Below are 26300 nucleotides of genomic sequence, written 5' to 3' on the forward strand. Positions count from 1 at the left end.
TTTTTTTGATGCGCTGGCGGGCTTGCAAGGAATAGCATGGCCTTGCAGCCAGTGGAATGGACTCAGGGGGAAGGTATGTGGTCTGACATCGAGACAAAGCGTGATTACCTCAACTACCTCGAATTAGCGGAGGTTGTATCGGAGGTGTTGCTCAATCCCAGCATGCGGCCAGTCTCGGTCGGGGTATTCGGAACCTGGGGAACTGGTAAGTCCAGCCTGCTGAATCTCATAGAGGGGCGCCTGCAGGATGATGCAAAAGATGAAGTGATCATCGTCCGGTTCGATGCCTGGCTCTATCAGGGCTACGACGATGCACGCGCAGCACTAATGGATGTCATCGCGCGCCGGTTGTATGAGGCGGCAAAGAAAGATGATGGACTGTTAGGGATTGCTAAAAGCTTGCTGGCGCGTGTGAACACCATGCGCACCCTCGGGCTAGGGATCGAAGTCGTTGCCGCCCTGCATGGTGTGCCATTGATGGGAGTTGGCTCCAAAGCAGTGGCAGGCCTTGGAAAGTTGTTCGCGGGAACCCCCGAGGCTGAAGACACTCAAGCGGCGGCGGACGGAGTTAAGGCTTTGGCTGGATTGGTGGATCCAGTAAAGGGGAAAAGCCCGCCTGAACATGTCGACGCATTTCGTGAAGAGTTCCAGAGGCTGCTGGTCGGTTTGGACAAGACGCTGGTGGTCTTTGTCGACAATCTGGACCGTTGCCTGCCAGAGCAGACAATTCATACGCTTGAAGCGTTGCGACTATTCCTCTTCATGGAGCAATCCGCATTTGTTGTAGCAGCCGATGAGGACATGGTTCGTCACTCGGTGAGTCAGCATTTCGATGGCGCCAACGAGCGGCATGTAACGGATTATTTGGATAAGCTCATCCAAATTCCAGTGCGAGTTCCGAGGCTGGGCGTCACCGAAATTCGCGCATATCTCTTCATGCTCTTTGCTGAAGCCGGTGAGGTGAATCAAGCCAAGTTGGACGGACTTCGAAATGCCCTCGAAAAAAATCTGCGCGCCAGCTGGAAAGAACCGCCGATAACGGTAGAGGCAGCTTCAAAGCTAGCGGGGGGCGGTGACGATGTAAGAATGAGTTTTGATATAGCAGAACGCATGTCTGCGCTCCTAGCGAAATCAACATTCGTCGAGGGAAATCCGAGAATTGTCAAAAGGCTTCTCAATGTTGTGCGTTTGCGCGCCCGCATTGCGGCAAGGCGCGTTATGCCAGTGGACGAGGCCATGGTCGCCAAGTTTGCTCTATTCGAACGTTGCGTCGACCCTGTGGCCGTTAGAAAGCTCTATGCACTTATCAATGAAGCCGCTCAAGGAAAGCCTGAGCTCATCGCTACCTTGGAAAGGCTTTCTGACGACCCCAAGAAGTTCGAAGAGGCGTGTCCAGTAGAATGGAAGAAGAGTGCGGATTTCTTACACGATTGGCTTGGGTTAAAGCCTGCCTTGAGTGGCCTTGATTTGAGGCCATTGGTGTATCTCAGTAAGGAAACAGCCGTGCTGCGCTCCGTTGCCGGTGACATGTCTCAGTCGTCGGCTGAAGCGGTTCTGCGCTTGGCCAATGTGAAGACACTTTCGTCACCTGCTGCCGCGATGGCAATCGCTGGCATTGCTTCAGGTGAGCATGGGGCCGTAATGCGTGAGCTACTCGCTTCTCTCAGAGGACACGCAGACTGGAGTGATCGTCCTGATGCGATAAATGGTGCGGTGCTGCTCGCTGGTGCAGATGAAGAAGCCGGTCGGCAGCTTGGCGCATTTTTAGCTGGCCTGCCCGGTAAGAAGTCACCATGGTTGAAGGCGCTTTTAAGTGATAAGGCATGGGCTAAGGGAGTAGCATAAATGGGAACATCAACATCGAGCAGGGGGGCGAGTAACCGCAGCCCCCTTGTTCCGCCGTGGGCGGATGTAGACGGGCAAGGTCCCGGGCCGGATCCTGAGGAGAACCGCTTCAAGTCGTTTCGGACGCACCTTGGTAAGTTTGTGGCGAGCGGTGATGGGCAGCAACTGAGTAAGGCACTCCACAGCTACGCTCGCTCTTCTACTGGAGGCTCTGCGGTAGGACCCAGGCGCTTTGGTGCAGTCGCTCAAACCGGCGCCGGTTTGTTCGGAACGCTAAATCAGCTTCGGACCAACTCGCCAGGAGCACCAGTCAACCTTGCCGCTTTGTCTGGAAGACCAACGCGGGAGGTCATCGATGCCTTGGTTGACGCTCTTGTGCCAGAAAATGGCGACGCGGACCGAATCCGGACAGCGCTCAATGAGGCTCTCTCCATCTGTCTGGATGGGGTGGAGGCCTTCGACTTTGCCAGCATCACAGACGAGATTCTTGTGAACCTTATGGTGACCTATACGGCGCTATCAATTTTTCAAGCAATCGTCATGGATTCGGACAAAGCTTTTACGAAAGCCGACACTCCCGAGGCCGTTGAGCGAGCGGAAAAAGAACTCATGCAACTGGTTGAGGTTGTTACCGACAAGCATATGAAGCCCTTACTGTCGGGGAAGATCTCGCAGCTGACCACTGATGAAATGCAGGCTGTCCAAATCGCAGCCATCAAGGAAGTTTGGACGGAGTGGGAGGACTATCAATCATGACTACTGTGGTCGTGCACCCTGATTTGACTAGACTTCCGGCTCCGCAAACCGATGTTATTCCAATCCATTTGTATGGAGGCGTCCCTAACAAGATGGGGATGGCAGCGATTGGGTTGAGTCTCTACAACCGGCTTACTCGCCTAAAGGCACCTATTGACCCTATTGCGTTCGATTTCCTTTCGCTATCCATGGCGGTCACCGCTTCAGATACGTTTGTCACTCGGGATGATGCAGCCGACGGGTGGGCGAGGGACATACAGCTGACTGTGGCGCTAGTTGATCCTGCTCGTTGGGCTCCGGTGCTCCCTCTGCTGACGAGTGCGCTCAACTTCCTGAGTGGAGACGTCTGGTCCATCAAGCTCGTGGGGGACGGTGCGCCGCCGCCCGTCTTTAAGGTTCGAACCAGGCTAGTGATCGACCCGACCCCATGCGACTGCGCGTGCTTGTTTTCGGGAGGTCTGGATAGCGCCATCGGGGTGCTGGATCTGCTTAAGAAAGGCCGCAATCCAATTTTGGTGAGCCACGCCTATACACACGATGCTAAGCGTCAAATTGAGATTTTGCCAAAGCTGGGCGTCAATTTGGTCAGGTTTGGCGCTCAGGCAAATCCTAGTGGTTGGCTGGAGGTGGGGAACGACGTTCAAATGCGGACCCGTAGTTTCAACTTCCTCGCCATGGGAGTCTTGATGGCTTCCGCTTTGGTAGGGCCGGGTGCAAATCGCCGAACCTTATTTGTTCCCGAAAACGGTCTGATCGCGCTGAATCCGCCGCTGACTCCGCGGCGGATTGGCGCGCTTAGCACCAGGACAACGCACCCTTACTACCTGCATCTCGTGCAGAGGATTCTTGACCAAGTCGGCTTGCTCGTCGACATCGAGAACCCTTACGCAGATAAGAGCAAAGGCGAAATGATGAAGGGTTGCCTGGATCAAGCTCGCCTGGAGCAGATCGCTGACAGAACTGTGTCTTGTGGGAAATGGAAACGTAAGAGAACTCAGTGCGGTCGCTGCGTTCCTTGCCTCATTCGCCGCGCTGCATACCATGGGGCAGGGATGAAGGATGGAACGGACTATCAACCGGAGGGACAAGTGCTCCAGCACTTCTTAGATCACGGCGCCGACGCTGACGATTTGATGGCGATGTTGCTGGCCGTCAGACGGCTTCCTAAGGCTGATGTGGCGAAATGGGTCGCACAGACCGGGCCAATGCCACTGGTTGCAGCCGACCGCGATTCTCGCGTGGAAGCGGTGCGGCGTGGGATGATTGAGGTGGAGGATTACCTCAGGTCACAAGTCCAGTTTTGATGCCGGCCCCCGCTGTAGACATGCATTGCCATCTCGACCTCTATCCTGACCCTGGGGTGGAGGTCGAGCGGGCAGGACGCAGTGGTGCCTACGTGTTGTCGGTTACAACGACTCCCTCTGCTTGGATCAAAACGCGTGAACTGGCTAGTCGCTACCCGCGCATCAAGACTGCCCTGGGGCTCCATCCTCAGTTGGCGGGGGAGCGTATTGGAGAACTCAGCCTGTTCGACCGCCTTTTGCCAGAGGCTAGATACGTTGGAGAGGTGGGCTTGGATGGCGGGTCCGACTGCAGAGAGTTCTGGAGTCGGCAGGTCGAGGTATTTCACCATGTCCTGAAATCGTGTGCCGACCAGGGCGGAAGAATCTTGACCATTCACAGCCGCAATGCCGCGACGGAGGTCATGGATGCTTTGGATCAGCATAAAGGCTTTGGTGTCGCGATACTTCACTGGTTCTCAGGGACAAAGAGAGAGCTGGCTAGGGCTATAGAAATGGACTGCTGGTTCTCCGTCGGAAGCGCCATGGTCAGCGGAGCGAAAGGCCGTGAGCTTGTGAAGCATATGCCGCCTGAGCGCGTTCTCACTGAGACGGATGGTCCCTTTGCGAAGATACGTGGACGGGTTTTGGCACCGGCGCAGTGCAGCGAAGTCGTCCAGCACCTGTCCCGGGCCTGGGGCGTATCTGTTGAAGCTGCTGCCGATCAAGTGGTGAAGAACCTGAGAGAGTTGGTTTCGCTGTAGCAGTGCTGAAAGGGCAGCCAGTTGGTTGGATTCTTTCTGCGCCAGCGCTGACGGGCACGGTTCAATGGGGGCGTGTTGGTCTACTCTCCATGAGCGCCTTTAGGGCGCTCAGCAGAGCGTCGTCGTCGAGTGCCTGGGCTCCGGCTAAAAAAACCAGGTCGGCCACGCGTTGCCGTCGTTTCATTTCTTCTCGCTTTGCCGTTTCCTGCGCCTTCGCTTCGCGGCGCTGGTTGGCCAAAAGCTCTCTTGCTTGCAGTTGGGCCAAGCGCTCGGTGGCCCGCTGAATTTGGTCTCGGTAGTGATTCGTTGCGGTCATGCGTTTCTCCTGTCGCTTGGAAATGAGTCAAGCAGGAAAACGGCTAGCGTCAAGCGTTGAGGTGCTCTCGAATTTCGTCCGCCGTGTGACTCGAAAGTTCTGAAAAACAAGGCTTCAAAGAAAGAAGCAAGAGCGCACTGATGCAATGTCTTCGACATAGCGCGCGCAAAGGGCTCCGCCCCTTGGACCCCAAGCGCGGTGCGCTTGCGAAAATCAAAAGCCACGGCATAAAGAGAGCAAACTCATCCGGAGCTCTCCATGGCCATCTACCACTCTCGCGTCAAAGTTTTTAGTCGTTCCCGCGGTGACTCTGCCGTTGCTGCAGCCGCCTACCGGGCCGGCCTGCTACTCATCGACCACCTCACCGGTCAGCGTCACGATTACCGCCGACGCGGTGGAGTCGTGATGTCCGAGTGCCTCGCCCCCCAGGATGCCCCAGCATGGGCCCTTTCCCCCGCAGAGCTCTGGCCACAGGCCGAGGCCGCGGAAAACCGCAAGAACTCGGTGGTCGCCCGTGAGTTCGAGGTGGCCTTGCCCCACGAGCTCAGCGACGAGCAGCGGTCCGACCTCGCCATTGCCATCGGACAGGCCCTGGTCGCCCGCTACGGTTTCGCGTTGCAGGCCAGCATCCACTCCCCAGGTTCCCGCGATGGGCTGAACCATCACGTCCACCTGCTGGCCACCACGCGCAGGTTGAACAGCGACGGCTTCGCCGAGAAAACGAGGGAGCTGGACGGCGGAGCGTCGGGGAAGATCGAGATCGAATGGGTTCGCCATACATTCGCCTCCACGATCAACGAGCACTTGGCCGCTGCGGGAATCGATGCGCGGGTCGACCACCGTCGCCTGGAAGTCCAGGCCGAAGATGCTCTGGCTCGCGGGGACTGGGCCGAAGCGATGGTGCTCTCCCGCCAGCCCACAAAGCACGTGGGCAAGACCGCCACCGCACTGGTCCGCAAAGGCGTGATGACCGACCGTGCCGCCGAGAACGCTCGCATCGTTCGAGAAAACGAGGAAGCGTTCGAACAGTTGCTTGCGCGAGCCGAGCAGGAGGGCAGGGCAACTCTGGGCTCCGCTGGTCATAGCCACGACCAGGCACAGCGCGATCGTCGACGCAGGGTTGGCTCCCCAAAAGACCTTCCGTCCTCTGTCCCGGGGTTGGAAATCCAAGGGCTCAGCGGCATGCGCCTCTCCGATGCGTTGGGTCGGCCTGCGGAAAATGCGCGGCCGCTGCGCTCTATCACTGAGCTGGTCGCCGAGGCAGCTCGGGACCTGGCGGAGATCTTCTCGACCCGGCCCGACCTGGCGTTGACCGCCACCCAGCGCCTAGTGAGGCAATGGACCGCGCATGCGGCGACCCTGCGTGACAGTGTCGATTTGCACAGGTGGCTCAACGGCCTGGTTGAACGACTCGGCCGTCTGAAACGGAGCGTGCTCAAGTTCGCTCAGCGGACCAGCTCCTTGGGGCGTGCCGAGAAGCTCTTCCACTTGGCCGAACAGGCGTGGGAGCAGTTCAACGGTGACCACCCTCGTCCCGATGGCGAGTGGACCTCTCAAGAATGGGAAAAGCGGCGGGGAAGGCGGTTGGCCGTGCTGGAAAAACGCACAGCCGAACTGGCGACAGCTCGGGCAGCGGTCTCTGAGCAGCGCTGGAACGACTACGAGAACGAGATTGAGATCCGCACAGCTGAGGTGGAGCAGTGGAGCGAGGAGGTTCTTGCGAGTCCTCAGCTCGAAACCGTAAGCCGGCCTATTGAATCGGTCAAGGCCACTCCTGCTGCGCCCAAGCCCTCCCCAATGCCGAAGCCAGCGCCGCAACCAAAACGCCGTCGGCCACGCCCCTGATGGATGTCAAAAGCCCCGCAAGAGCGGGGCTTTTTTTCTTGGCCTTAGTGCCGGGGACGAGGGCGGAGATCTATCCGCTCGATCCCGATGGGTTCCTTGGGGCGGGGGACATTGTCCTTTTCCTTGTTCTTCTTGCGCGTCTCCCGCCATTCTTCGACGGACGCCGGCATGGTCGGCACGATGCTGCGATCAACGGCCGCTCGTTTGACCAGTATGGGTTGAGAAGGTGCCATGGCTGAGGCCTGGGTTTGACTGGCTGGCCCTGGCCCGCCGAGCCGTAGCAACTCTGCAGCCAAATCGAGTGAGTATTGGATGTCCTCCACTTGGTTAGGGGGAAGGCGTGTGGTGTGTTGCTGGAGGAGGTGGCCGAGCAAGCGACTGGCGACTTGGATTTGCGTTTGGTGGTGCATGGGTGCTCCTGTGTTGGGTAAGCCCTCATCCAACCAAGAAACGGTGCTTACGCAAGAGCTCGCTTGTGGCTGCATTTCACAAATTTGAATACGCGAAGAAATTCGATGGCAGTTATGCCATTTGACGAATAGGAAAGATTTCAACTGGGTCGGCGTCCCCGATTTGTCGTTTGTAGAAGCACATGGTCCGCTGAGGCAATGGGAGCAATCACGCCGTATCGGCGGGTTCTGATTTGTGCGCGATACTGACCGACCAGCCTCCGGTCTCCTCCCGTTGCGTGGTCAGCAGGTCATAGGTCTTCACCATGTTGAGCAGGCCGGAGTGGCCATAGAGGTTGGGTGAGAAGGACGGGTCAGTGCGTTTGAGGTATTGGCCCAGTGCTCCCAATCCAACCTTGCCTTCGGAGGTGTCTCCCGTCAGCAGGGTGACGGCTTCAACCAAGAACCGAGGGCGGCGCTTGGGTAGCGGCTTGGCTTCAGCGCGGAGCGCTTCTTCTTTCGCCGCCTCCGATTTCAGGACAGGAAGTTCATTGCCCTGGACTTCGGGTGCTGCCGCTTCCTTGGCCTTCCGGTCCCATTCGAAGAACTGGTCGCAGGCGTTGCGCAAAGCATCCGGGGTCTTGGGCTCGCCCACGATGAAGACCGTCGCTCCACGCTCCCGGAGCTTGCGGCAAAGGTAAGAAAAGTCCGAGTCGCTGGTGACCAGGCAGAAGGTGTCGGCTCGGTGATCGAACAACGCCTCCAAGGCATCGAGCGCCAATGCGATGTCGGCCGTGTTCTTGCCGGAGGCGTATTGGTATTGAAGGCATGGGGTGAACGCTTGGCGGACCAGGACTTCCTGCCACTTGTTGGCGAGGGTGTTGTGGTTGCCATACCCACGGCGCAGCACGACCCGACCGAACTGCGCCACCATGAGCAACGCGTGCTCCACGATGTCGGTCGGCACGTTGTCGCAGTCGACCAATACAGCCACGCGGGATTCGTGCGGGAGGTTTGAGTTGCTCATGTTTGCGCGTCCCTAGGAAGCAATCCGAGCATCCATACCGGTATGCTCACGTAGCAAATAGAGCAATCCGCCGCCGTCTATGAGTTCCAGAGGCTTGTTTTTGACGAAGTTGAAGGCGTCTGGCCCATAGCCACTGGTGCACACCAAGATGCCTTTGCTCGCTCCCTCGTTTTGCATGGTTCCATAGAGATCTCGAACAGCACTAATACCCACTGTGTCGCGATACCGTTTTGCTTGGATAACCACCTTCCCACCGAGCACCGGACGGGTATCGAAGGCCACTGCATCCACGCCTCCATCGCGAGAGCTGCGGGTGAGTTTAGTGTCGAGGCCCATCTTCGAAAACAGATTCGCCACCAGCACCTCAAACTCTCCTGGAGTCAGGTCCAGCAGATTTGGTCGCGATTCGAGCGAGGAGAGCACATCCCCCTGCTCGATGAACCGCTTGTCCACCATGTCGAAGTCGATGATGGGTTTGATTGCCTGGAGCTCGTCTGGACGATTAGAGACCTGGGCGCCTAAGTTTCGGAGGCACGGGATCTTCTCTACACGTTCCAGTCGGAGTTCCAGAAACGCTGCCTTTGTTGTGCGAACTGAAACCACAGGAACTCGCAACTCGCGGCCGCTGGCGGGATCGTGGGTGTCGATCAAGCCGTTGAAGGTGACCAGCGATAAGGCGTTTGCTTGATCTGCCTCAAACACCTCGTGCAGGGTTCGAAGCGCAATCGAAGCAATGATGTCTTGATAGAGCGCTTTGATCTCCGCTGGCTTACGGGGCTTGGATTCAATGAGATCCTTCGTCTTAACGTAGCGGTATTCAGCATCTACAGGAATCATTGATATTTCTGGCAAATCGTATTCGATGACAAGCTCGGACGAGTCTTCGCCATAAGCAAGTTTGAAGACCTGAGGGAAGCCCTCGGACGGATATTCTGAGCGTGTCAAAACCATCTCGTTATAGGCCACGATCGCATCTGCATCGTGTGCCATGTAGGCCGATTGGAGAGCATCTATCTCGGCGTCGCGACGTTTGACATCGGCTTTGTAGACTGCTCGTTCCTTTTCGTATTTGGCCTTCAGTCCGGCAACACGATTGCTTTTGGCTCTTTCTTTTTCTTCAAAATCGTTCAGCACGAGCCTATGCGCCGCTGTTGCTTTTGCTACAGCTGCGGCATGGCGACCAGAGGCACCCGGAATGAATTGATAGATGCCCGTGGGGAGCGGAACTGACTGCATCTCGGGAGGGCGAGCAGGTTGCAGATCCTTTGGTGTCTCGAACCGTTCAAAAGGCTCGACATGCCGAAGGCTTGCAAAGTCGATGGTGTCGTCATGAGACAGCGTATGGGCAAGGATTCCACGCAAGTCCTCCATGCGGTCGGCAAGCTCTGCGTTGAGGTCATCCACCTCTCCCTGGCGGTCATCGAGGTATTCCGCTTTGGCTCGCTTGGCCGATTCTTTTTGTTCACGGTCGAACGCACGTTGATCGCGGACTTGCTGTGCCGCAGCCATGCGAGCATGGCGCTCCAATTGCCTAAAATGCGTTTGACGCATGCGCTCCTGCCGCTTGCGTTCCCTCTCAGCGCTTGCCGCAGCTCGTCCAGCTGCGCGGATGAATCCTTCCAAGCCTGTCCGTCTCCCCATACCTTCCCCCTTGTTTGTCTGATCTTGAAAGCGTTGCGAATACCATCCTATCGTTGCTCAACGCAGCTTTAGATTCAGCGCACTAAATTTCCCAGCGGCTGACCAAAGTGAGCGGTTACCAATCACGTAGACGGCTTCCTTGGCTCGGGTGACGGCGACATTGAGAAGGTTCGGCGTCGCGCCGGCCCATTGCCGGGCACCATTTTGGCCAGGGTCCGGGGCCCCTAGAACGATGATGACGGCCTCCGCCTCTCTTCCTTGGACAGTGTGGACGGTGCCAATCCGCTCGGATGGCCACTTGGAGGCATTTTCCACCCAGCCTTGCAAGACGCCGTCCTGCTTCACCAGCTCTCGAAGGCCATCTTGAACGGCGACAAAGGGCGTGACGATGTAGAGATCAGGGAGAACCGCGTTGTTTCTCAACGTCCTGAGAAAAAGCAACAGCTGCTGGCCTTCCTCCGGTGAGAACTTGTCCCGCGCACTTCCAAGCACGTCTATCCAATGGGAGTTGCCCAAGACATCTCGAATGCTCGAGCCCTTAGGGGGCTTTGCCTGGACCATCAACCCGCCATAAGCAATTGTGTTGGAAATCTCGAACATCGGCGACGCACACCGACGGTGGACGAGCAGGGGAGATCCCACCGTCCGGAATCCACCGGCCGTATCGAACGTGGCGCAATAGTCTCCAGCCTCGTCGGCCAAGGTTTGAACCGACGCATTTGGGGCTCCGAATTTGTCAGGGTCGGCATCAAACTCGCGAAGGACGGCAGCAGTCAGCACGTCAGGCAGCGGAACGACTGGCTCAACTTGCTGCGGATCGCCCACGACCACTGCTCGCTGACATCGAAGCAGGGCACCTACGACTGCTTGCGGCGTCGCTTGCCCTGCTTCATCCACCAGCAGCCAGCCAAAGGTTTCCTGGGGAAGACGTCCCAACATTCGCTCGACGGAAGCAAACGTTGTTGAAATGACCGGCACGACCAGGAACAAGCTGCTCCATAGATGTCCGCTCAAGTGCTGTCGGTCTGGTGGAATGTTGAAGTTTCCTCCGACCAAGGCGTTGATGTTATGGAGAAGGGGCTTTGCTGCTGCGTCGATGAAGGCCCGATGCACTTCCATGGCTGCTTCGAAGACCTCCATTCGAAGCTTCTGTAGCTCACTGTCCAGCCAGGGCACGGCCAGCTGCTTCTGCTCGTGCGGCAGTGAAAGGAAATGCTCGTCCAGCACGTGAGCTCCAGCGCCGATCTGCACCTCGTGGCACTGCTGCTCCGTCGCTTCGCGTTTCTTACTGGCCTTTTCGAGTTCCTGTGAAGCAATCACTGCTTGCTGCCCAGCTGCCCGCGCCAAACCATCTGCCTTGGATTGGGCTTCTACAGCGATGCCCCTCGCCGTCTTTGCGATGTCAGCCTGATGTTTGAGAGGCCCATGCGTGACCTCCCAAGATTTGGCGGACTGGGCACCAAAAAGACGCCTTAGACTGAAAAAACTAGGTCGCTTTTGCGCATGATGGGACAGCGCGGTCTCACACTGCTGTAGCGCCAAAGTTGCGGTCTGTGTATCTCGAACCAAGGCAGCAAGCAGCGACTGTGCCTGGTTGGCATGACTGGATGCCTCCAGATGTTGTTGGCGTTTTTCCTTCTCGTCTTCCCGCAGCTTGGGCAGTTGGATCAAGGCGCGTCGCAAGCTTTCCAGCTGAGACAACCGCGTGGAGCACGCACTGGAGAGTTGCTTGAAATGCTTTCGAGCACGCTCCCAGCGGTCTTGGGCTTCCTTTGGAGTAGATGGCGCACTGCAAAGTTCGGCCAGGCCCTCGGGAGACCCGTCTTCACGCGGTGCGATGCCGCTGACCTGTTTGAGGTAGCGTTCAAGGGAGCGTGGCGAGTCTCCCCAAAATTTCTTTCGGAACGCAGACCGATTGGATGCATTGCCGAGGACCGCTGTCATCAACCCCCATGCCTCGCGGTCCAATAGATCAGAAGCCAACGGCGCGAAATAGCGCAGGGGGGAGTCGCCGGGAATCGCTTGCAGCGATGGCATTTCTGCACTGACGTTCTCGACGGCCTTGTTGTTCGAGCTGGCAACGATCATCTCGAATCCCCGCAAGCTGGCATCCAGCGCGTGAAGCTCCTGGGTCTCTCCCTTGGCCCTCTTTGTCCAACCGACTTTAAAAGCTTGGGTCGGGTCGGTGAACGCGCACATGGCTGTGGCTCGGCGAGTCAGCAAATCCGCCACAATGTCCCGCAGCAGGGTGCTTTTTCCCGTCCCAGGTGGGCCATTGACGCCTAAAATCCCGGGTCCTCCGGACAAACGCCCCGCCGAGTTGACAGCAGCCTGCTGTAACAGGGCAGGGGTATGCGATGCAGGGGTGGGCCATCGACCCAGCGGCACATCGGCTGGAGCCAACGAAGCTTCCAGGGCGGCATCGTCTTTCAATAAGTCCCGTCGTGCTGCTGGCTTCTGGCTGCCCAGATAGAGAGACAACGCTTTGGGGAGTTCGCCCTTGTTGGCGATCTCTCGTGCCTTGGCCAAGTCGCGCAGGTAAAAGCTATTGAGAAGAAGCGGATCTGGAACAATCCGCAACATGTAGTAGAGGTAATGGGCGACAGCGAATGTCGGGCCGCTTACTTGGTGTCCGGATAACCCAAGGGTGTCTACCAGCCAGGAAGAGGCGCGTTGTAGCGCTTCCCACGTCAGTGGAACTGGGGTCTCTGTTGATGAAACGCCCAACTGCTTGGTGAGGCCTTCGATCAGCCGCGGTTCTTGTTGGGTCCAGGCAGCCAGATCCTTGAGCGACCCTCCCAGGGCGACAGGCAAGCCCCATCCGAACGCGGACAGCGAGACGGGTGCCTCTCCAGCAAGGATTCCTTCCTTGTCCACAAGCAACGAGGCAAGAACAACGTCACCTTTAACGCTCGGGCGTTCAAGACGGGAGTCTTTGAAGCGGTCGATCAATGCAGCGAAAGCGGGCGCGGCAGGAATGGTTGCCAAAACGATATGGAAATAAATCTTCTGCCTGGGGCGCGAGTTCGCAGGCCCTCTGTCCCAAGGCAGGCGGCCATCGCTGATAGAAACAATGGCTCGGTCTCCCTTCGCCAGGTCGGTAGGGCGGTCATACGTCTGCGGTGACAGCACCTCCAGTGCAGACCACGCAGCAAGCACATCCTTGGGGCGATTGGCATAAATTTGGGGGCGGTGTGCCGAATCAGGCGGAGCCACGGGTGGAGACCAGAGCCTGTCCCCATCTCCGGTGGCACCTTCGGCCTGCGATGGGGGTTCAGGACGTTCTTGCTCAGCTTCCGGGCTCAAGCGAGCCAAGGTCTGCATCACCTCGACCTCCAACTCTTTTGCCCGTGCAGTTCTTCTAAACCCTAGTTCGGTCGCAATGGCGAGCAATACCGGGGAGGCATTCTGGGAAGTGGAAAACAGTTCCTCGAGCTGATCGATGGAGCTGGAAAGATAGGGACGGCTCATCCTTGACTCGGTGGTGATTTGGCTTCGGTCCAGTTTACGCAGAGGAGCGGTGCCAGCGTCGATCTACCTCACAGGCAAGCGGGCGCTAGCAATCGGGCCAAGCCGAAGGCTATGATCGAGGAAACACTGAAAGGAAACCTGCCAAGCAGGCTTTCTGCAACGGTGAGAGGGGCTTAGGTCGGAGGTGATCCGATCCCACTCTCTCCGCCAAATCAAGGCGCGTTTTAGCTTGATCACAGCGTTTAATATTTTCTCGAGATCCGAAGATCCGGGAAATACGCAAGTCGGGACATCTTCGACGTCTTGGCAAGACAGACGCAGGCCACTGCTGCCGAATTTGCTCTCACTTTCATGCGCCATCTAGGCGGGTGTTTCGGCTACAAACGCGTCTGGCAGCAAGGTGGCTGAGTTCAGCCTCTATCCAAAGCGTTCAACGCGCTGTTGACGAGTTTATAGAGCCACATCCGTCTTACGATTCCAAAAATTTATCTGGTCAAGAGCGCAGTTCATCCATTAACCGGCTGGCGTTCTTGAAGCAGGCGTGCGCATGGCGGCCAATCTCGATCTGTTCGACTGAAGCATTAAAGAACCCATCTCCGACGCTTACCTCAAGCCGCTTGTGTGGTGTCGGGCAGCACGATCCCTCGGCTGGAAAGCAGGCTGACCGAATTGCGGAACACGTAGAGAATCAGGTCATCGTCGATCGAGCTGCTGTCGGGAATCACGACGACGCAATCGATTTGTTTGTGCTCGGGCGGAATCGTGTCCGCGAACTGCACGGAGAAGTCGTTGGATCCCATGGCGAAGGTGCCGGATGGGTCCGGGTAGCGCGAGCGTGCGACGATGACGAAGTAGGGCGTGCATGTGGCGGAATTCATCGGGCGTGCGGGCGTGCTGACAGGCGTGTTGTTGATGGAGTACGTCGCGGCCGAGGCGCTGATGTTTGCGATATAGACTTTGCCCGTCATTGCATCCTCCGATAGCGCATGGGTGTCACTCCGGCGGTCTGGCATCGCGACTGCCCGCAAGCCGGTGGCGGCGCGGCGTGTCGGCAGGGTCGCCGCCGGTCCACATTACGTCTGCTGCTGGAACGTGGCGGTCTGCATTCCGCCACCTGGCGCGTGCACCAGCTCTACTAAGATTCCGTTGTTGCCGCTTGCGATGGCGCGGAAGCCGGGATTTGCTTCACGGTGGTAGGCATGATGCGGTTCCTTCAATGATGCGAGGCGGAACGGGCGGCCTCGCTACGCACTCGGCGTCGGAGCGGTCGTTGGCGTTCATAGGGAGGGCGTCCACCCGCCCGGCGGAACCTGGATCTCCAGCTCGGGCGCAAGCACGATCGGTACTTGAGTGCCTTCCACATTGGCGAACAACGTGACGTCCAGACGCAGCAGTGCGACGTCGGTGGATGGCTGCATGATCGCGAACCAGCGCGCGCAGTCGTTGGCCAATTGTCCGGCCAGCACAGGCAGCGTCACGGCATTATCCGAGACGGCTTGCACGTCATCGCTGGTGAGTCGCACGTCGGTGGCCAGCAAAATCGGCATGTCGCTCCACAGGCCGGTGCCACCTTGTGCTGGCGCGGCAATCTGGTAGCTATACGTGGCAGCGATTTTGAGCAGGCGTTCCTTGGCCGCTGCGCTGGTGGCCTCGGCGAGCGGCGCCAACACGTTTTCGATTGCGTCGGCCAGTGCGTCGCCGGAGCCGAAGGTGCAGCGCGGTACGGTGATGATCGGCACCACTGGCGAGGCGAACGAGACCTCCGGCGTCCGGTAGATCAGGGCGGGATTGGTCCTTACGCCGTTGGCGCTGGCGAGATTGGCGTTGCGGACGATCCACCAGGTCGAATAGCCGGTCTGGCGCGTGGCGATGTCGAGGTTTGCCCAGACGAAGTCGAGGGTGCCGGTGGCTGCTTCCGGCAACGCCGCGTAGGCGTAGGTCGCCATGAACCAGCACGCCGTGTCGTCGGGTGCAGCCGCGCCCGCAGGTGACACCTCGCCGTGCATCTGGCCATTAATGGCTGGCCAGACGATGCTTGAGGCATCGCATTGGCCGTTCGCATACGCACCCTGGGCCAACAGCTGCACGGTTTTCTGTTCGTCGAACGCATGCGAAAGATTCAAGACGTAGCCCGTGCTCGACTGCACCACCGGTGCGTTGGCGAGCAGCACCCGGGCGGCATCGCCGGGCGGGCCGCGCCATGCCGCCCACGCAGCGGTGACATGGCCGATCTGATCGAGCAGTGCGCCGATCACCTGCTGTGGTGTCGGCATGCCCACATGTGCGTCGAACGCACTCTGCTGCAGCGCCAGCACGGCGGGCCGCAACACCGGCCAAGCGGCCATGAACGCGGCCAACGCCTCGAACACGGCTTCGATGGTGCCGAGCTCGGAGAGCTGCCGGCCGCGCAGCGTGCCGCTCACTGGCCGGTTATAGGTCAGCGTCAGCCACAGTTCGTCCTGCGCTTCCTGTTCGGCCAGCACGAGCCGGGTCGAGTAATCCCATTGCAACGCGGTGGTGGCCGAGGCGGTGAAACGGACCGGCGTTGTCTGTTCGGCGCGCTGCGTCTGCAGCACCGGCGAGGCGGGAAACGCGCGCACCGGCACCGGTGCGTCGATCGCACCAAGCGGCATGGACAGCGGATCGTTGGGAAGTTCGAGCACGAAGCGCAGCCATTGCGACGGCGTATAGCCGAATGCCGCTTGCGTGTCGTCGATCTGATGCTCGACGAAACGTGCGCCGTAGGTCAGGTCCAGATGCAGGTTGGCATCGTTGCCCGCGTGCGCGGCCGTCACCAGGAAATTGAGCAGGCCAGGCGTGGACGCGGTAGCTGTGGCAATCGGCAGCTTTGCGCTGCTGATGCTGCAGGAGGAGGGCAGGGTTTCGGTCGGGCCACTTGCCGTAGCGCTGGCAGTGAGGCCACCGAAGAAACGCGGTGGCAGCGTGCCCGCTTCTGCGGTGTTGGCCACAAAGACGTCGGCCGGCATTTGTACGATCGAGGAGACTGCGTAGGCGGTCGAGAGTGCGGCCAGCACGCTTTGTTCGAATTGATCCTGCGCGGCGGCAAGATCGCCGCCGGAAAGCGCTGGGAACACCGGGCCGACACCGCGCGCGAGCGCTTTTGCCAGGGTGGCTTTATGCCCCATCAGCGTCTGGTAGGCGGCACCGTCGAGCGCGGCGAGCGCGGCGCAGTTTGCCGGCGCGAGCAGTTCGTCGAATGCGGATAAAAAGCTCTGCGCCCATGCATCGACATCCACGCTACTGAAGGTCTGCGTGGTGTAGGTCGGCACGAGCGTATCGGGATTGTAGACAGGCACCTGGGCGGGACCAGACATCAGCTTGGTGTTGAGCGGCAGCAGGGTGAAGTAGTTGGCCGCGTCCTGGCGGAACTGCACATGGATGCCGTGGGTCTTGCTCCAGCGCATGCTCCATAGCGAGGCCCCGCCGTCGCCGGTTGCCGGGCTGTCGGCTGTTGTGCGCACGGCGAGCCGGGTGGTGCCGTCGGCGCCGTCGAAACCCGCGAAGCTGGCCTCGAACTGGCTGGCAAACCAGGCCAGGCCGACATCTTCCACCGGCGCCGCGCCACTGGCAGCAGCGCGCTGGCGTGCGCGGGCAGTGCCCTGCGACGGCGGGTCGAGATCGGCGGCCAGCGGCATCGCCACCGACACCGCGCGCGGCATGCCAGTGCGGGCTACCTCGTCGACCAACTCGGGCGGTCGGGCGAAGGTGAGCGTGACCGTGACCGCAAACAAATCATCGCCGCGATTTGCCAGATCGGTCTTGTCGAAGGGGAGCTGCAGCAGCAGGCTTTGCGGCGTTGCCGTGCCGCCGCCGAGCGCGTTGCTCAACTGCTGCACGATGTCGTTTGCGAACGCGGTCAGCGCCTGCTTGATGGCGTTACCGTCGCCGAGTTCGCCGCCGTTGGAGGGCAACACCGATTGGGTGAGCGTCACGCAGGTATGCGGATCTGCCAATTGCGCGGCCACGGTGGCATAGCGACCGAGTGCTGCGCGAATCTGCTGCTGAGCGCGGTCGTCGTCGGTTGCGGTCGCACCAGCTGCCAGGCCATGTACGCGCACGTGGGCCAGCGCCGGGTCGGTGCGGATCACCAGGCTGGGGTCGAACTGCATCGACAAGCCCAGCTGGCTAGGCTTGTCCAGCTGGCCGGGTTCGAAGCGATAGGCGCAGCGCACGCCAGGCCATTCCATTGGCGCGAGCAGCGCATCGTTGTAAAGCACCGGGAAGTCGGTGGTAAAGGTGTCGGTCGCGCCGTCGAGCGCGTTGCCGAACACGTCGTTCACGCGCAGCATCAGATTCGGCTTGCCGCCGATCGCCGCGTAGGGCAACGGCGTGCTGCTGACCAGTCCATTCTGGGTGACGAAGCGATAGGCAGGCACCACTTGCCGATAGCTCTGCTGGGCCGCGTCGAAGCTGTCCGGGCGCGCAGCATTGGCCGCGTCCTCCCCGGCGCTGTCGGACGACGGGCTCAGCGCCAGACTCCACAGCGAGGTGCCGAACGGAACTGCGCTGTCGGCCGCTGCGCCGTCGATGCGGAACTGCAGCAGGTGATAGAGGGCGGCGATCCAGTCGGCGTCGTACAGCGTGCCGGCTTCGCGCGCGAGCATCGTGTTGGCAAGCGACCAGTCGGCCACAAAGCCAAGACAGCCGGGTGGATAAGATGGCTGGTAGTGCAGCAGCGGCGTGCCTGCGGCGTCGGCGACGCCGAGATACAGCGTGCCGTCCAGGCTGCCCTGTGGCGCGAGCGCGAACGCGTTGTGCCAGGGCTGGAATGTGGTCGAGGCGGGGAAGCTCACCAGCAGCGTAAGGGTGGCGGTGTCGCCGTTGGCAATGCCGTCGGTGGGCGCCAGTTGCCCCTTGGGGGTGAAGATACGCACCGGTAGCGGTTGGCCGCTGACGTCTGCGTAGCGCAGGAAATAGCCATCTGACTGGGTGACGCTGACTTCCCAGATCAATTGCAGAAGCGTTTCGAGGCGCTGCTGGTTTTCCGGGGCGTCGGGGTGCTGCGGATCGGGGAAAAGTGTCGACACCGGGCCGAGTGGGTCGTCGTCCGCGCGCAGCAAGGTCTGGCGCATCGGTATATTCGCAAGCGCCGGTTCGCTGCTCGTCGACAGGTTGGTCTTTGCCAGCAATATCGGTTGCGCGGACAACGAAATCGCGTCGGACTGGTAGCCGGTGGTGGTGGCGTCGTAGAGCACCGAGAGCGTTGCGCCGGCCAGTGCTTGCGCGCTCAGTAAGGCATGGATGCGCTCGCGCGTGGCGTCGTCTGCACCGCCGATGCGGTAGATATCGGTGTAATACGGATTCGCAGGGCCGCCGTCGCCATCCACACTGCCGGCTGCGGCGCGATTCACTAGCCAGATCGGCAACTGGATCATCAGGGCCGGGTTGACCTGCTGCAGGCCGGCCGGGTCCGAGGTCTGCGGCCGGCCGGTCTGGACCTTCAAGGTGAGCGGCGCTCCGGCCGACTGCTGCAGCACCGCCGGCGGCAGCGGCACTACGAAGCGTGCTGGCGCGTCTGGTGCTGTCCAGGGCAGGCGATCGCGCGCGGCATACCAGACGGCCTCGCCATGCACCGGCGGGATCGGCGCCACGCTGACGGCTGCAGCTGCGGCAAGCGCCAGGCCGCGTCGGCTCCATAGCGGGCAGGGCACCGGTGGCACGGCCTCGACGGGCATCGTTGAGGTGACGCTGCTGCCGCCACCGGCGAATTTCACCGGAATTGCCGCCACCGCGCCGAGCGGGGCGGGTGCAAGCGAGAGGGTCGCCGAGACACTGGTGGGCGGCTCGCTTGCGTTGGTCGTAATTGCGAACTGCTGCCCGTTGAGCGCGTAGCCGGCGGCAATGTCGAGCGTGTATAGATCCACCTTGTCGATATCTGCTGGCGTTGTGGCCGGGTCGGGAAGGCGCATGCCGTTCATCAGGTAGCGCGAGGTCATGCCCCCAAGGGTGCGCGTCAGCGCGGTGTCCGGCAGTGCGCCAGGCTGCCCCGTCCCGCGCTCTGCGTCGGCGAGGCTGCTCGCCATCTGGCGGCACAGCGTGAGGAAATAGTCGTCGAACATGTAAGCGGTCAGCGACGGACCCTGCGGCGCGTCGCTGTCGGCTGCGCCGAAGCGTGCCGCGCCGCGCAGGTCGGGGTTGTCGGTCAGCACGCTGAGCGAGAGCTGGGCGAAATAGGCCTCGACGGCCTGACGGTAATCCGGATAGGTGCGCGCGTGGTCGGCGAACACCAGCGGCGTATCCTGTCCGGTCCAGCTCATCTGCAGCGCGTCGAACATCGGGAACATCGCCCAGTCGCCGTCCTCGCCGTCCTCGCGATGCACGCTCAGATCGATCGGATTGAGCGTGAAGCGGACCTCGGTGGACAGGCAACCGGTCAGCGTCTTATCCCACTCGGCAGGTGGCAAAGCGCGGCCTTGTCCCAGGTTCGCGATCACCTGGGCCCAACTGCCGGTACCGTTGGACCAGGTGCGCAAGAGCCATGATGCGAGCGCGCCGACCAGCATCTCGAGCGCGCTCAAGTGCGCGGCGTCGCTGGCGCCGGGCGCACCGATGATCAGCGTCGCCACGCCGACTGCGCTGCCGACGTCAGCCGTATACACCACCGACGGCTGCAGCAGGAACGACAGCGCCACCTCGACCGGCGCGACCGGCGGACTTGCGTGCCATGCGGTCCGGGCCAGCGGTGCGGTGGCAGCACGCAGCCGCTGACGATGGGCGAGCAGACTGCGCTCATGCTGTTCGATGCCGCGATGCGCCCAGTCGTTCATGCCATGGAAGGCGGGATCGAGCGGTCCATCCAGGCTGGCCGGGGTGCCGCCGGTGATCTCGAAAGAGGTGGAAATCGTGGTGTGGAAGCCCACCGAGATCGTGACGAACAGGATCTTCAGGCGTGCCTCGGCGTCCACGCGCGCGGTGACGTTGATGACCGTGCCGTAGCCGGTTTCGAATGCGATGCCGGCAACCACCGAGAGCCGCACAAGCACCGAGAGTTTGACCACGCTCAGATCGACCTCGCCCTGCAACTGCCCGACAATGCCGACGGTGGCGGCGAACCAGAAATAATCGGGCGTCTTGGAAACCGAGCCGCCATCCGCCGCGTCGCGCCATGCCAGGATTCCCTGGAAGGTGCCCTGCGCGGTCAGCGACAGCGACGCCGAGAATGGGCCCGCACTGATCGAACGCCCGACCCCGAACCACATCGCCAGACCGAAGGTCACAATCGGGTTGTAGCTGACCACGTCGGCGGCCGCCGCCGAGCCGATTGCCTTCAGCGCGGCGGTGGCGCTGGCTGGATTGTCGCCGCTGCGCAGCTTGCCGAAGTAGAAGCCGCAGCCGCCGGTGAAGATGTAGACCTGCACGCCGATCGAATCGTCGCCGAGCGGCCAGCCGACGCTGACCTTGAAGTCGCCATTGGTGTAGATCCAGATCTTGAACGAGGGCAGCGTGAGCGCCACCGCGCCGAGGTTGATCTGACGGAACTGCGTGGGCATCGTCAGCGCGCCGTAATACACGCCAAGATGTGGGCCGAGTTTTTGGTACAGGATTTCGAACAGCAGCCCTTTGAACTGGTCGGCCGAGCAGGTGATTTCCAGTCCGTAAAGCACTGGATCGTTGAAGACGGCGCGCATGTCCCAGCCACGCACCAGGATGTGTGCGGCCACGAACCAGTCGCGCGATGCGTCGTAATACGTGCCAAGGCTATCCAGCAGTTGCCGCGGGTTGTTGGTGGTGAACGTCGATTCGAGTTCGGTAAACATCGCCGCAATCGGATCGTCCTTGGTCATATCCGCGCGCGGGCCGAAGCGCTGGCCCAGGCCCAGATACTTCACCTGAAAATTGCTGCCGCCCTGCGCGGGGACCGGGAACGGATAGTTGACGACCGAGGTCTTGGCGTCATCGCCCAGCGGTGCGGCGATCGTTGTTCCCGGTTCGATCCCTGCCGCGAGCAAACGCGTCTGCATAAACGCGTCCTGCTCCGAAAACGCCACGCGTGCACTGACCGCCAGCCCATCCTTGGACGTGTCGTAACCGACGATCAGATCGTAGACGGTGAATTTCGGCTCGATGGTGACCGGGCCATAGCTGCCGCCGAGCCGGATGCCGTAGCCATCGTCGTCGTACAGTTTCACCACCAGTTGTACTGCCGTCACCTCACCGATCGACACAGTGAGATAAGGCGCGATCTGCACCTCGAAGATCTTGCTCCATGGCAGCGAGGCGCTCAGATGCGCAATTTGCGCGACCGCATCGATCCCCAGCATCTTGGCGATCTGTTCGATCACCGTGCCCAGGCTCAGCGGCGGCTGCCGCGGCGATGGCCCCACCACGAATTGGGCAGGGCCATCGCCGAACGCAAAGCCGAATTGCAGGCCATAGCCGGCCGCATCGGCATCGACGAGTGCGTGCGATGCCGACGGCAGCAGCAGAGTGGCTTGGACACCTAGCGTGAACCTGCTCATGGGCGGCGCGTCAGCTGTTGGACTTGGGCGTTTCGTTACTGGCGCCGAACACCGCGCCTTCGATCGACAGCACGCCCGGAATCAGCGGGATGCCCTGGCCGTCAGGCCACACCGCCGACATCGCAAGTGTGTACAGGGTGGACTGGTCGGGGGAGGCCGTGCCCGGTACCTTTATGTGGAATTGGTCGACGGCCACGTCGAGCGTGGTGAGCTTGCTCATGATGCTGTCCAGCGGTGCCGGCAATTGGTCGGCGCTGGGCAGGTCGATGTTGAACTGCGTCTTGAACCATGCCGCAAAGTCGTCCAGCGTGCCGAGATCGACCGGCGCGGGCAGCGTGAACTCGATTCCGTTGGTCTTGGCGTTGGCGATGTCGTCGGTCGATACCGGCACCATGGTGCCGTGCAGATTGAAGTTCAGGCCGAAGACCAGATGCGTGCTCGGCGGGGTCGGCGGATCAGCGGCGACCACGGCGGCGGCCTTGCGCGACAGTTGCTTGCTCATGGGTGGTTCTCCTGGGTGCGGCACTGCGGTGGGTGATGGGCGCGGGAGGCAACGGGTGGGTGCCGCCGCTGAGGACCCGGGCATCGACGATCCCTTCGAGGATCGCCGCGACCGGGTAGGTGGTGCTGCCAGTGGCGAGGTAGAGCACGCCGGTGGCCGGATCCTTGCGCACGCTGATGGCGATTGCCCACAGTGCCGCCAGCGGCGTGCCGGCGGCCATCGTGACGGGCAGGTTCCACCCGTAGACGTCGTTGAGCGCTTGCATCAGCACAGGAACACTGCGTGCGGCGAGAATCGGATCGGTGTCGGTCATGGCGTCTGCGTCGCAGCCAGGCTCCAGCCCAGATTGCCGCCGCCCGGATCATTGGCGTCGGCGAACAGGATGAAATCGGCAAGTACCTTCGGCGGCAGCGTGATACCGAACACGCTGAGTGCCACGTTGTTGAACATCAGCACGTAGGCCGGCCCATTCTTTGTCTTCACCAGCCCGAGGTTGGCCGCCGAAAAGGTCGTCTTGAGCAGGCCTTGCAGGTTGAAGCCGAAGGCGCCGGCAGTGACCTGCGGCAACTGCACGAACAGCGCGACGCCGTCGTCGTCGGGCGTGTAGGTGCTCGCACCCCAGGCGACGATCAGCGAGGCATCGAGCGATGCGTGGGCATCGGCCAGCGCGCCGAGCGCGCCGAGCGGCAGCGCGAATTGCAGGGCATACAGCGGCTTGGAGGTCACATACGCGACCTGCGTGGGCATCGGCGCAACGCCACCGCCGCCTGGCACGCTGGCAGCGACGCCGGTCAGCGCCGGCACCTGCACGGGCAACGCGCCCAGCGCCTTGATATCCAGGCCCGCCTCGTCGTGCAGGATCGCCTGCAGCGTGAGCGGCAGCATGCGCACCAGTGCGCCGGGCCGCCGTCCGCTGCGATCGTCCGTTGCCCGAAGCCCCGAGAAATCCACCGTGATCTGCGGCAGCCCGATGCGCTTGCCGTCGGCGTCGAGCTGACAGCTGATGCCAAACGCCAGGCTTGTCAGCGCCACACCGGTGGTGGTCGTGCCGGGTGCGGCACCGGGCAGGCCGTACGAGAACAGGTCGAGCCCGGTCACGCCAGGAAACGGATCGGCCGCGAACGCGAGCGTGCCGCTCAGTGCAAAGCGCGAGGTGATGGTGGTGCCGGCATCGGCATCGGCGGGGACGGACGGGACGGAGGCAATCGGCACCAGGCTGGCACCGCTGACCTGGAAGGTATCGATCACCCGGATGCGTGAGCGGTCCGGGTTGAACGCGAAGCTGCCGTGCTGGCCGCCGTCGAACGTCACCGTGCCGACCTCGCCGTGCCGCTGATAACGGCCCGCCACTACCACGGTGTTGGGCGGCACGTCGGCGTTGATATCCGCGCCGGTCAGCGTGACCGCGCGGCCGAACAGCGTGTTGATGGTCATTCCCACCCGGCAATGGAACTGGGTGACGAGCGACTGGTTGATCGCCACCGACAGCTCCTCCACGACGAATGCGTAGTCCGGCGGCGTCTGGTCCGAGTGCGGCGCGGCCGGCTCGCGTTTGAATATCGCAGTCGCCGCGTGGTGATAGATCACCCCGAACAGCGCGCTTTCGCTGATCTGCGGCTCCTGGTCGGCGCCGTCGCTGATGCGGTTGACCTGCACGCCGAAGTGATGGGCGCTCAACTGCCCGTCGATGCCGGCCAGCAGCATCTGCAGATCGTCCGGCATGCCGTTGCCATTGATCGGCGCATTGAAGGCAAGCATGCCGGTCCAGCCGGGATCGGCGGCCTTGGTGCGGAAATCGGCGAACGGGTCGTCGTCATCGCTGCTCGCCTTTTCTGCAACGGCCAGCGCATCGATCAGCACAGACTGCGTGTCGGTTACACGCGTAGCGTCGCCGATGAAATACTCCGTGTTGGCCCAACTCTCCGGCGCACGGATCAGCTCGGCCAGGCTCTGTGTCGTTGCGTACTTGAAGACAACGACGGTGCGCCAGCGATCGGTTGCGTCGACGTCGGGCGCAATCTCGAAGTTGAAGCCTGCCACCGCGATCATGCGGGTGATGTTCGGGAACCGGCTCCAGTCGTTGAGCACCAGAAACAGTTGTTCGCGCATCAAGGTGCTGGCCAACTGCGCGTCCACCACGCCGGTTGCAGGATCGGCGTCGAACGACAGCGTCTGCTCCGCACTGCGTGCGAGCAATAGCGACTGCCAGGTGCCGGCCTGCACCTCGGGCGCCTGCGCGGCGGCAATGCCGGCCCGCGTTGACTGTGTTGCCGAGTTGAGCTGGACCAGCAGCCCTTGCGGTGTGGAAGTGCGGGTGCCGGGCAAGGGCGCGCCCTGTTCGCCAACGAACACCGGGCGATCAGGCGTGCTACCGCGGATCAGCGCACCGCGCAGGCCGGCGATCACCTGTTTCTCGTAGCCAGCCAGCAGCTGAGCGTCCTGTACGGTCGCGTCGGCGAGCGCGAACACGCCGCCGTACTGCACCATCGGAAACGCCACCGGGATCTCGTCACTCTTCGTCGTCGATGCGAGCGTGGAGACGAGCGCAGACACCGCAGCCGGATAGCGCATGTCCGGGGAGACCGCGCCGCGCCCGAAATTGACCGACGCGCCAGGTTGCGCGTAGTAGCCGCGCATGGCAGTGGCCGCGCCTGGACGAAACCGCACCCACGAGGTGGCAAATGGCCCGTCGAGCAATGGCTTGGTGTCGGCGCCATCGGCCAGCGTCATGCGCCGGGCCATGGCGGTGCCAAACGCCGTCGAGCAGGCCGGCATCGATGGCACGAAATCGAGAATGTCGCCGTCTGCGACGCGCAGGTATTCGGTGCCGAGCGTGCCGCAGGAAAGCTTCGCCGCACCGCCCGGTACCGTCAGCACGAACGGGCCAAGTGGGGCGAGATAGGCTGCCGGCGCTTGCGCAGCGCCGGGCCGTGCAGCCGGATAGAGCCCGGCCGGCGAACCGTTGGACGGCACGCTCGGTGCCAGTGTCACCAGATCGCCAGACACGGTACGGCCGAACGACGAGGCCAGGTTGTCCAGCCGCTGCGGCAGGAACAGAAAACGGGTGCGTGTCCCGTCTAGCGGTGCGAGCGGATCCATCTCGCAGTCCAGCAGAAACGCCGGCCAGTCGTTGGCGGGCAGCGGCGGTAGCGGCGGTAGCACCGGATAGCGCAGTTGCGTAAACCCCTGCGGCGCCTGCGGGTCCGGATGGAAGTAGCGCAGCTCGCCGCCTTGCAGGCCGGGCGCCTGCGGATCGTCGGCGAACAGCCCGAACAGGTTGTACGGGTCCCACGCTGCGGTGAAGCGCAGCAGGCCGGCCGCGGCCGGATCGAACGACAGCGACACCCTGTAGGCGTCTGGCGAGAGCGGCGTGCCCTGGCCGGAGTCGCGTAGCAGGGCGATGCCATCGCCCACGAAGGTGGCCTGCCCGGTCTCTGCTGACAGCGTCCATTGCGTACCGCTCGGTAGCACCAGATCGACATGACCGAACGGCAGCGAGCCGTTGCTGCCCGCCACCTGCCCGCTGGTGGGCGAGAAATAGAACAGCGGCACGCTCGTGCAGGCCCAGGATTGCGGCGCCGCCGCTTGCCATAGCCAGGCCACCCCACGCAGCGTGGCGTAAGGCGGCGTGAGCCCGAGGGTTTGTGCGATGTCGGCCGGCTCCGCCGGCAGTGCCTGCGATTGCGGATGGAACAGGAAATAGCCGGGCTGTTGCCAGGCTTGCGACAAGCTCAACTCCTGCGGCGCCTGCTCGTCTCGCCGGACGCCGGTCTGCGATGCGCCGGCACCGCCCGGCAGCAGCAAAAAGCCTGCCTGGACGGGCGCGACACCAATGGCCTGATCCACGGCGGCCGAATAGAGCGCAAAGCCGGCAGCGTCGAGCGCGATCCGAGTGAAGATCATGTCTGCCATGGCGTGCATCGGTGAGCTGATCTCCGGTGAGCCGCGACGTACCTCGATCCGAGTGCGCCGACGGACGCAATG

General features: G+C 61.6%; 15 protein-coding genes. 5 read left to right on the top strand and 10 right to left on the bottom strand.

Annotated features, from left to right (window positions below; all coding sequences use genetic code 11):
- The first annotated feature begins 36 nt into the window (after nt 1–36).
- The 4 genes from NMB96_RS15005 to qatD all read left to right on the top strand — a co-directional run bounded on the left by NMB96_RS15005 (nt 37) and on the right by qatD (nt 4645).
- On the top strand, nt 37–1845 hold the full coding sequence (locus tag NMB96_RS15005; RefSeq protein WP_255085139.1) for a KAP family P-loop NTPase fold protein: 1809 nt from the start codon (nt 37–39) through the stop codon (nt 1843–1845).
- A gap of 360 nt (nt 1846–2205) precedes the next feature.
- The gene (locus tag NMB96_RS15010; protein WP_255085140.1) at nt 2206–2601 is read left to right on the top strand and encodes a hypothetical protein; all 396 of its coding nucleotides are present in this window, start codon (nt 2206–2208) and stop codon (nt 2599–2601) included.
- On the top strand, nt 2598–3905 hold the full coding sequence (gene qatC, locus NMB96_RS15015; RefSeq protein ID WP_255085141.1) for a Qat anti-phage system QueC-like protein QatC: 1308 nt from the start codon (nt 2598–2600) through the stop codon (nt 3903–3905). The genes NMB96_RS15010 and qatC overlap by 4 nt, the downstream gene beginning before the upstream one ends.
- Entirely contained in the window at nt 3905–4645 is a 741-nt protein-coding gene (qatD, locus tag NMB96_RS15020; protein ID WP_255085142.1) for a Qat anti-phage system TatD family nuclease QatD, read from the top strand. The genes qatC and qatD overlap by 1 nt, the downstream gene beginning before the upstream one ends.
- Nucleotides 4646–4706: 61 nt before the next feature.
- On the opposite strand, the gene NMB96_RS15025 is transcribed toward qatD, so the two are convergent.
- Entirely contained in the window at nt 4707–4961 is a 255-nt protein-coding gene (locus NMB96_RS15025) for a hypothetical protein (RefSeq protein WP_255085143.1), read from the bottom strand.
- A 258-nt stretch (nt 4962–5219) separates the two neighbouring features.
- Between NMB96_RS15025 and mobQ the strand changes: the two genes are divergently transcribed.
- Nucleotides 5220–6806 carry a MobQ family relaxase gene (mobQ, locus tag NMB96_RS15030; RefSeq protein WP_255085144.1) on the top strand — a complete coding sequence of 529 codons (1587 nt, stop codon included), beginning with the start codon at nt 5220–5222 and terminating at the stop codon, nt 6804–6806.
- Between the two features lie 44 nt (nt 6807–6850).
- Here mobQ and NMB96_RS23405 read toward each other — a convergent pair whose 3' ends face one another.
- The 9 genes from NMB96_RS23405 to NMB96_RS15070 form a co-directional block, all read right to left on the bottom strand.
- Nucleotides 6851–7216 (bottom strand): hypothetical protein, encoded by a 366-nt coding sequence (locus tag NMB96_RS23405; RefSeq protein ID WP_115043317.1) that lies wholly within the window; start codon nt 7214–7216, stop codon nt 6851–6853.
- A gap of 208 nt (nt 7217–7424) precedes the next feature.
- On the bottom strand, nt 7425–8222 hold the full coding sequence (locus NMB96_RS15035) for an NYN domain-containing protein (protein ID WP_115043318.1): 798 nt from the start codon (nt 8220–8222) through the stop codon (nt 7425–7427).
- Between the two features lie 12 nt (nt 8223–8234).
- On the bottom strand, nt 8235–9845 hold the full coding sequence (locus NMB96_RS15040) for a restriction endonuclease (protein WP_255085145.1): 1611 nt from the start codon (nt 9843–9845) through the stop codon (nt 8235–8237).
- A 75-nt stretch (nt 9846–9920) separates the two neighbouring features.
- The gene (locus NMB96_RS15045; RefSeq protein ID WP_232095570.1) at nt 9921–13334 is read right to left on the bottom strand and encodes a DEAD/DEAH box helicase; all 3414 of its coding nucleotides are present in this window, start codon (nt 13332–13334) and stop codon (nt 9921–9923) included.
- Nucleotides 13335–13942: 608 nt separating this feature from the next.
- Entirely contained in the window at nt 13943–14302 is a 360-nt protein-coding gene (locus NMB96_RS15050) for a hypothetical protein (RefSeq protein ID WP_023903676.1), read from the bottom strand.
- 309 nt (nt 14303–14611) lie between these two features.
- A complete protein-coding gene (locus tag NMB96_RS15055) occupies nt 14612–21814 on the bottom strand; it encodes a hypothetical protein (protein ID WP_255085146.1) in 7203 nt (2400 codons plus the stop codon).
- 10 nt (nt 21815–21824) lie between these two features.
- Nucleotides 21825–22316, bottom strand: a complete 492-nt coding sequence (locus NMB96_RS15060; RefSeq protein ID WP_115038584.1) for a hypothetical protein — start codon at nt 22314–22316, stop codon at nt 21825–21827.
- Complete coding sequence (locus NMB96_RS15065) at nt 22270–22629, bottom strand: hypothetical protein (protein ID WP_255085147.1); 360 nt, start codon at nt 22627–22629, stop codon at nt 22270–22272. The genes NMB96_RS15060 and NMB96_RS15065 overlap by 47 nt, the downstream gene beginning before the upstream one ends.
- A complete protein-coding gene (locus NMB96_RS15070) occupies nt 22626–26228 on the bottom strand; it encodes a hypothetical protein (RefSeq protein WP_255085148.1) in 3603 nt (1200 codons plus the stop codon). Before NMB96_RS15070 ends, NMB96_RS15065 begins: the two co-directional genes overlap by 4 nt.
- Nucleotides 26229–26300 lie beyond the last annotated feature (72 nt).

It is taken from the genome of Xanthomonas hortorum (assembly GCF_024339125.1).
Classification (GTDB): Bacteria; Pseudomonadota; Gammaproteobacteria; order Xanthomonadales; family Xanthomonadaceae; genus Xanthomonas; species Xanthomonas hortorum.